2 protein-coding genes and 1 pseudogene are annotated in these 6,348 nt (G+C 48.8%); all 3 read left to right on the top strand.

Annotation, left to right across the window (positions count from 1 at the left end; genetic code table 11):
- Positions 1–71: 71 nt before the first annotated feature.
- The 3 genes and pseudogenes from pstB (at position 72) to RMO35_RS12210 (ending at position 6,219) form a co-directional block, all read left to right on the top strand.
- On the top strand, positions 72–866 hold the full coding sequence (gene pstB / locus RMO35_RS12195; protein ID WP_309741524.1) for a phosphate ABC transporter ATP-binding protein PstB: 795 nt from the start codon (positions 72–74) through the stop codon (positions 864–866).
- 223 nt (positions 867–1,089) lie between these two features.
- Positions 1,090–4,503, top strand: a complete 3,414-nt coding sequence (gene mfd / locus RMO35_RS12200; RefSeq protein WP_309741521.1) for a transcription-repair coupling factor — start codon at positions 1,090–1,092, stop codon at positions 4,501–4,503.
- Positions 4,504–4,998: 495 nt separating this feature from the next.
- Positions 4,999–6,219 (top strand): annotated as a pseudogene (locus RMO35_RS12210) (YcjF family protein).
- Positions 6,220–6,348 lie beyond the last annotated feature (129 nt).

Below are 6,348 nucleotides of genomic sequence, written 5' to 3' on the forward strand. Positions count from 1 at the left end.
ATCTCTTAAAAGATTATCGGGGGATGTCATCCCCGCTTCCATCGGACTTTTATCCTCTATCTCCTAATTTTATGACAGCTCTGACGGACAAGGATATCGTAATTAAGACAGATAACGTCTCGATTTTCTACGGTGCCTTCCAAGCGGTGCGGAACGTCTTTCTAGATATTCCCAAGAATAATGTTGTCTCGTTCATTGGCCCTTCTGGTTGTGGCAAGAGTACCCTGCTACGTTGTTACAATCGCCTCAACGATCTGATTCCCAATGCCAAAGTTCAAGGTGAAATTAGCTATCGCGGCACCAATCTCTACGATCCAAAAGTCGATCCGGTAGAAGTTCGTCGCAGGATTGGGATGGTATTCCAACAGCCCAATCCGTTTCCCAAATCTATTTACGATAATGTGGCATTTGGGCTGAAAATTGCTGGCTTTAAGGGCAATATGGACGAACGCGTCGAGCAGTCGCTCCGCAAAGCGGCGCTATGGAATGAAGTTAAAGATAAGCTCCAACAAAGTGGATTATCCCTCTCTGGCGGTCAACAACAGCGGTTGTGTATCGCCCGGACAATTGCCATCGAACCAGAAGTAATCCTCATGGACGAACCTTGTTCGGCACTCGATCCAATTTCTACCGTCCAAATTGAAAATCTAATCACCGAATTAAAGGATCGGTTTACCATCATTATCGTTACGCACAATATGCAGCAGGCAGCTCGCGTCTCTGACAAAACGGCCTTTTTTAATGCCGAAGCGGGTGAGGGTGGCAGTCGGTTTGGCTATCTAGTGGAATACGATGACACCCGAAATATCTTTAATTCGCCCAAAGAGGAGCGCACCCAGGAGTATATTAGCGGTCGATTTGGCTAAAGTTAGCTGAGTATTCGTGTCAGGTTGGTGTCTATCCCAAAAAATTAATGTCTACCCCGATCTCGTTTACCCCTGACTTCTGCTAGTCAGGGGTATCTTGTTGCCGATCGATTCCCTTTAAAAATCTCCTAAAAACGGCTAAGGTGTGAGGTATAGCTCGATATCTCGATCGAGTTGTGACAATTCGAGATCGCGGCTATTTACTCTACTGCTGACTGAAACGATGGCTTTTTCTGCACTGATTCGCACCCTCGAACGCTCGCAACTAGCAGCGGAATTGCTCTTAAAGCTTCAACAGCAGGGAACGCTCCATCTGACTGGATTACCACGTTTACCGAAAGGTTTGGTTGCTTCGGCTTTGGCTCAAGCAGCACAACAGCATCTACTGGTGGTTACAGCCACGGTAGAAGAAGGTGGTCGTTGGGCGGCTCAATTAGAGGCAATGGGCTGGAAGTCAATCCATTTTTACCCGACGACAGAATCATCGCCCTACGGGGCTGCTAGCACTGAATCTGAGATGATTTGGGGTCAGATGCAGAGTTTGGCTGAGGTGCTGTCTGTGGGCGGTGGACGGGGGGATGGGGAGACGGGGGGACTTGGGGACGGGGTGACTGGGAGAGGTGCTGGAGTGGCGATCGTGTGTACGACGCTGGCATTGCAGCCGCATTTGCCTGCGCCGAACGAGTTTGCGGCGCGGTGTGTGACGTTGAAAGTGGGGGATGAGGGGGATGTCGAGAAACTGGGCGTGCAGTTGGTAAATTTGGGCTACGAGCGGGTGCCCTTGGTAGAGACGGAGGGACAATGGAGTCGGCGCGGGGACATTATCGATATTTTTCCAGTGGCGGCGGAATTACCCGTGCGGTTGGAGTGGTTTGGGGATGAGCTGGATAAGCTGCGAGAATTCGATCCGAGTACCCAAAGATCGCTTGACAAAATTGAGAAGTTAGTACTGACTCCGGTAAATTTTGGGACGATTTTTGGCGAAGCTAATTTGTCAGCTCGTGACTCGTTACTCGACTATTTACCCGCTAATTGTCTGGTGGCAATCGATGAATTCGATCGGGCACAAGCACACAACGATCGGTGGTGGGAATATATCCAAGAGGAGTGGGAGACATTACCTGCGGGGACTCCAGTTTGCCATCAACAATTTAGTACGAGCGTTACTAAAATACGCGATCGATTTAATTGCTTGCGCTTGGATGAATTAGTAATTAGCGGCGAAGGTTTAAATTTAGCTTGTCGAGCGATCCCGACAATTCCCCACCAGTTTGCTAAGCTTGCCGATACTTTACGGGGTTATCACAAGCAAAGTTTTTCGAGTTGGTTGGTTTCCGCACAGCCATCGCGCTCGGTATCGTTATTACAAGAACATGATTGTCCCGCTCAATTCGTCCCCAATCCGCGTGACTTTCCAGCGATCGATAAGTTACAGATTCAGCATACGGCAGTCGCGATTAAATATTCGGGCGTGGCGGAATTAGAAGGATTTATCCTTCCCACATTTCGGATGGTAGTAGTGACCGATCGGGAGTTTTTCGGACAGCAATCTTTAGCCAGTTTTAGTTACGTTCGCAAGCGGCGACAAGCAGCATCCAAACAAGTCGATCCCAATAAGTTGCGTCCGGGTGATTATGTGGTGCATCGCAATCACGGCCTGGGGCGATTCATTAAGTTTGAAAGTATTCAAACTGATGATACTTTGCGAGACTATTTAACGATTCAATATGCCGATGGTTCGCTGAAAGTTCCTGCCGACCAATTGGGGGTGTTATCGCGATTTCGACAGGCAGCGGGGGCAAAACCAGAACTAAATAAATTGTCCGGACAAGCTTGGGAAAAGACCAAGGCGAAAGTCAAAAAGTCGATTAACAAATTGGCTTTTGACTTGCTCAAACTCTATGCCGAGCGATCGCAAAAAGAGGGCTTTTCTTTCCCACCCGATGCGCCGTGGCAACAAGAATTAGAAGACTCATTTCGCTATCAACCGACACCCGATCAATTGAAAGCCACTCAAGATGTCAAACGCGATATGGAAAGCGATCGACCGATGGATCGGTTGGTGTGTGGTGATGTCGGTTTTGGTAAAACTGAAGTAGCAATTCGGGCGATCTTTAAAGCCGTGACAACTGCCAATAAACAGGTGATCTTTCTCGCACCGACGACAATTTTAACCCAGCAGCATTATCATACTCTCAAAGAACGTTTTGCACCCTATCCAATTAATATCGGGCTACTAAATCGGTTTCGGACGACGGAGGAGCGGAAGGATATTTTGGCACGGCTAAAAACTGGTGAATTAGATATCGTGATCGGTACCCATCAACTACTGAGTAAAGAGTTAAAATTCAAAGATTTGGGCTTATTGACTATCGATGAAGAACAACGTTTTGGAGTCAATCAAAAGGAGAAAATCAAGACCCTCAAAAGTCAAATTGATGTCCTAACTCTCTCTGCTACACCCATTCCCCGCACTCTCTATATGTCCCTGTCTGGCGTGCGCGAAATGAGCCTGATTACTACCCCGCCGCCTTCACGTCGCCCGATCGCAACTCATTTATCGCCATATAAAATCGACGCGATCGCCACCGCCATTCGCCAAGAACTCGATCGCGGCGGACAGATATTTTATGTAGTGCCAAAAATCGAAGGCATCGAAGAAACCGCTGGCAAAATCCGCGAACAGATTCCCTCATGTCGGATTGCGATCGCCCACGGACAAATGGACGAAGCCGAACTCGAATCGACGATGTTGACGTTTAGTAATGGTGATGCCGATTTATTAGTTTGCACGACAATTATCGAGTCGGGTTTAGACATTCCCCGCGTTAATACTATCCTCGTCGAAGATGCTCATCGATTTGGTTTAGCCCAACTATATCAATTGCGAGGACGCGTCGGACGGGCTGGGATTCAAGCTCACGCTTGGTTATTTTATCCCAAGGAGTCAACCCTATCTGAGACAGCCAGACAGCGGTTGAAAGCGATCCAGGAGTTCACTCAGCTCGGTTCTGGGTATCAGCTCGCTACTCGCGATATGGAGATTCGTGGCGTGGGCAATCTTTTAGGTGCCGAGCAATCGGGACAGATGGATGTCATCGGCTTTGACTTGTACATGGAAATGCTGCAAGAAGCGATTAAAGAGATTCGCGGACAAGAAATCCCCCAAGTCGATGATACTCAAATCGATCTCAAAGTAACCGCGATGATTCCGGCTGATTATATCACCGATCTAGAGCAAAAAATGAGCGCCTATCGTGCCGTTGCCGCTGCTGATACCAAACAAGAACTCACGAATATTGCCGCTGAATGGCACGATCGCTATGGTGAAATTCCTAAACCAGCTCAACAATTATTCCGCATCGTCGAACTCAAACAAATTGCCAAACAACTCGGTTTTAGTCGGATTCGTCCCGATGGTAAGCAACACATAATTTTAGAGACGCCAATGGCAGAACCAGCTTGGAACTTACTCGCTGAATATATTCCTGACAACGCTCGATCGCGTTATGTCTACAGTACTGGTAGAGTGACAGCAAGAGGCTTAGGGGTATTGCGCCCGAACGAGCAGGTAGAAATGCTAATCGATATTTTGAGTAAGATGCAAGGGGTATTGATGACTAGTAGTACTGGTTAAGTTACTAGCGACTTAATTTACTTAGCTAGGCGAAATTAAATGTAAAATGCCAGCCCCTTGCCCTCACCCCCAGCCCCTCTCCCAAGCTTGGGAGCGATTCGCGCTCGTCGGGTTCCCCGACGGTTTAGCGAATCAAGACAGAGGGGAGCCAGCGCCGGAGGAGAGGGCGGGGTGAGGGCGATTTCGTCATTGTCACTTTAATTATGTCCAGCTACTTACTTAACGGCTATTGCCAACTTTTAAATCTTTTAAAAGTTCGCAGCAAATTGAGTCATCATCAAGACACTCGACGGTTAGCACTACCGTAATAACACCCCATCAGGGGCGATCGGATCGGCGGATAATGACAATAGTCATCGGTGCCATTATTTGCTAAACATCGTGCCCCAGCAACCCGACTCCTCGTCACCGCAGCCTCAATCCTCAAACCTCGATTCACCGCCAACCGAGTTGAAATCGGCTGGCTGGAAGGAGAAAATTGCTGATGGCTGGCAAATGGTTAGCGATCGAGCCATGCAAATCTTACCTGTCGATCCGGCGCGGACAGTTGGGAAGTGGTTTAGTGTCGATGAGACTCAAGTAGCCGAGATTTTGGGAAGCGTCCGCGCCCAGCTACCTACTACCGAAGCATTATTAATTGGTAAACCCCAAGCGGGCAAAAGTTCGATCGTGCGGTGATTGACGGGGGTATCAGCGGAGATTGTCGGGCAGGGTTTTCGCCCGCATACCCAATCGACTACCCGCTATGATTATCCATCCAGCGAACTGCCGCTACTGGTATTTACCGATACCGTCGGCTTGGGTGATATCGATCGCGATACTAACACTTTAATCCAAGAACTAGTCGGCGATCTGGATACGGAGACTACTCGCCCGCGCATTATTATCCTCACGGTAAAAATTAATGATTTCGCGATCGATACCCTCCGCCAAGTCGCCAGCGAATTACGCCAAAAATATCCGCAGATTCCCTGTTTGCTGGCGGTTACTTGCCTGCATGAAGTTTATCCAGCTACTGTGCTAGATCATCCAGTAGAGCCGACGAGTATCGCGGCAGTCGATCGAGCATACACAGCCGTTGGGCAGGCGTTTACCGGGCTATTCGATCGAGCGGTGCTAATTGACTTTACATTGGCAGAAGACGGCTACACGCCCGAATTCTATGGCTTGGAGACGATGCGAGCGACGCTGGCTGACTTGTTGCCCGAAGCCGAATCGAGAGCGATGTCTCAATTACTCACGGCAGGTACAGCTACTCACGCAGGAGAAAGCAATCAGCTCGGGAATATTTATCGCGATGTCGCTCGTCGTTATATCTTACCCTGCGCGATCGCGGCGGGTACTGTTGCCGCCATTCCGCTCCCGTTTGCCGATTTACCCGTACTTACCGCGATTCAAGTCTCGATGGTGGGGCTACTAGGTAAGTTATACGGTCAAACCCTGACACCATCTCAAGCGGGCGGGGTGGTAAGTGCGATCGCGGGTGGTTTTGTCGCCCAATTAGTCGCCCGACAGTTGATTAAATTTATTCCTGGTTTTGGGAGTATTATCTCGGCATCTTGGGCAGCGGCGTATACTGTCGCCTTGGGTGAAGGTGCCTGTGTCTATTTTGGCGATCTCATGGGTGGCAAAAAGCCCGATCCGCAACAAATTCAGGCAGTAATGGCGGAAGCCTTTAGTAATGCCAAAGAGCAGTTTAAATTAATTGAGAATTGAGAATTGAGAATTGCGGATGCTAAGCTGTGTCTTTGTTTCCCGACGGCTCAGTTGTAGATTGGGTAGAGAGCAATGCGAAACCCAACACCCACAATTCACGATCGCTGAAATTATCTCCATTAACGTGAG

It is taken from the genome of Chamaesiphon sp. OTE_20_metabat_361 (assembly GCF_031364565.1).

What these genes read in the sequence shown, in the direction of transcription:
- mfd (WP_309741521.1), top strand. Translation starts at nt 1,090, where the DNA reads ATGGCTTTTTCTGCACTGATTCGCACCCTCGAACGCTCGCAACTAGCA.
- pstB (WP_309741524.1), top strand. Translation starts at nt 72, where the DNA reads ATGACAGCTCTGACGGACAAGGATATCGTAATTAAGACAGATAACGTC.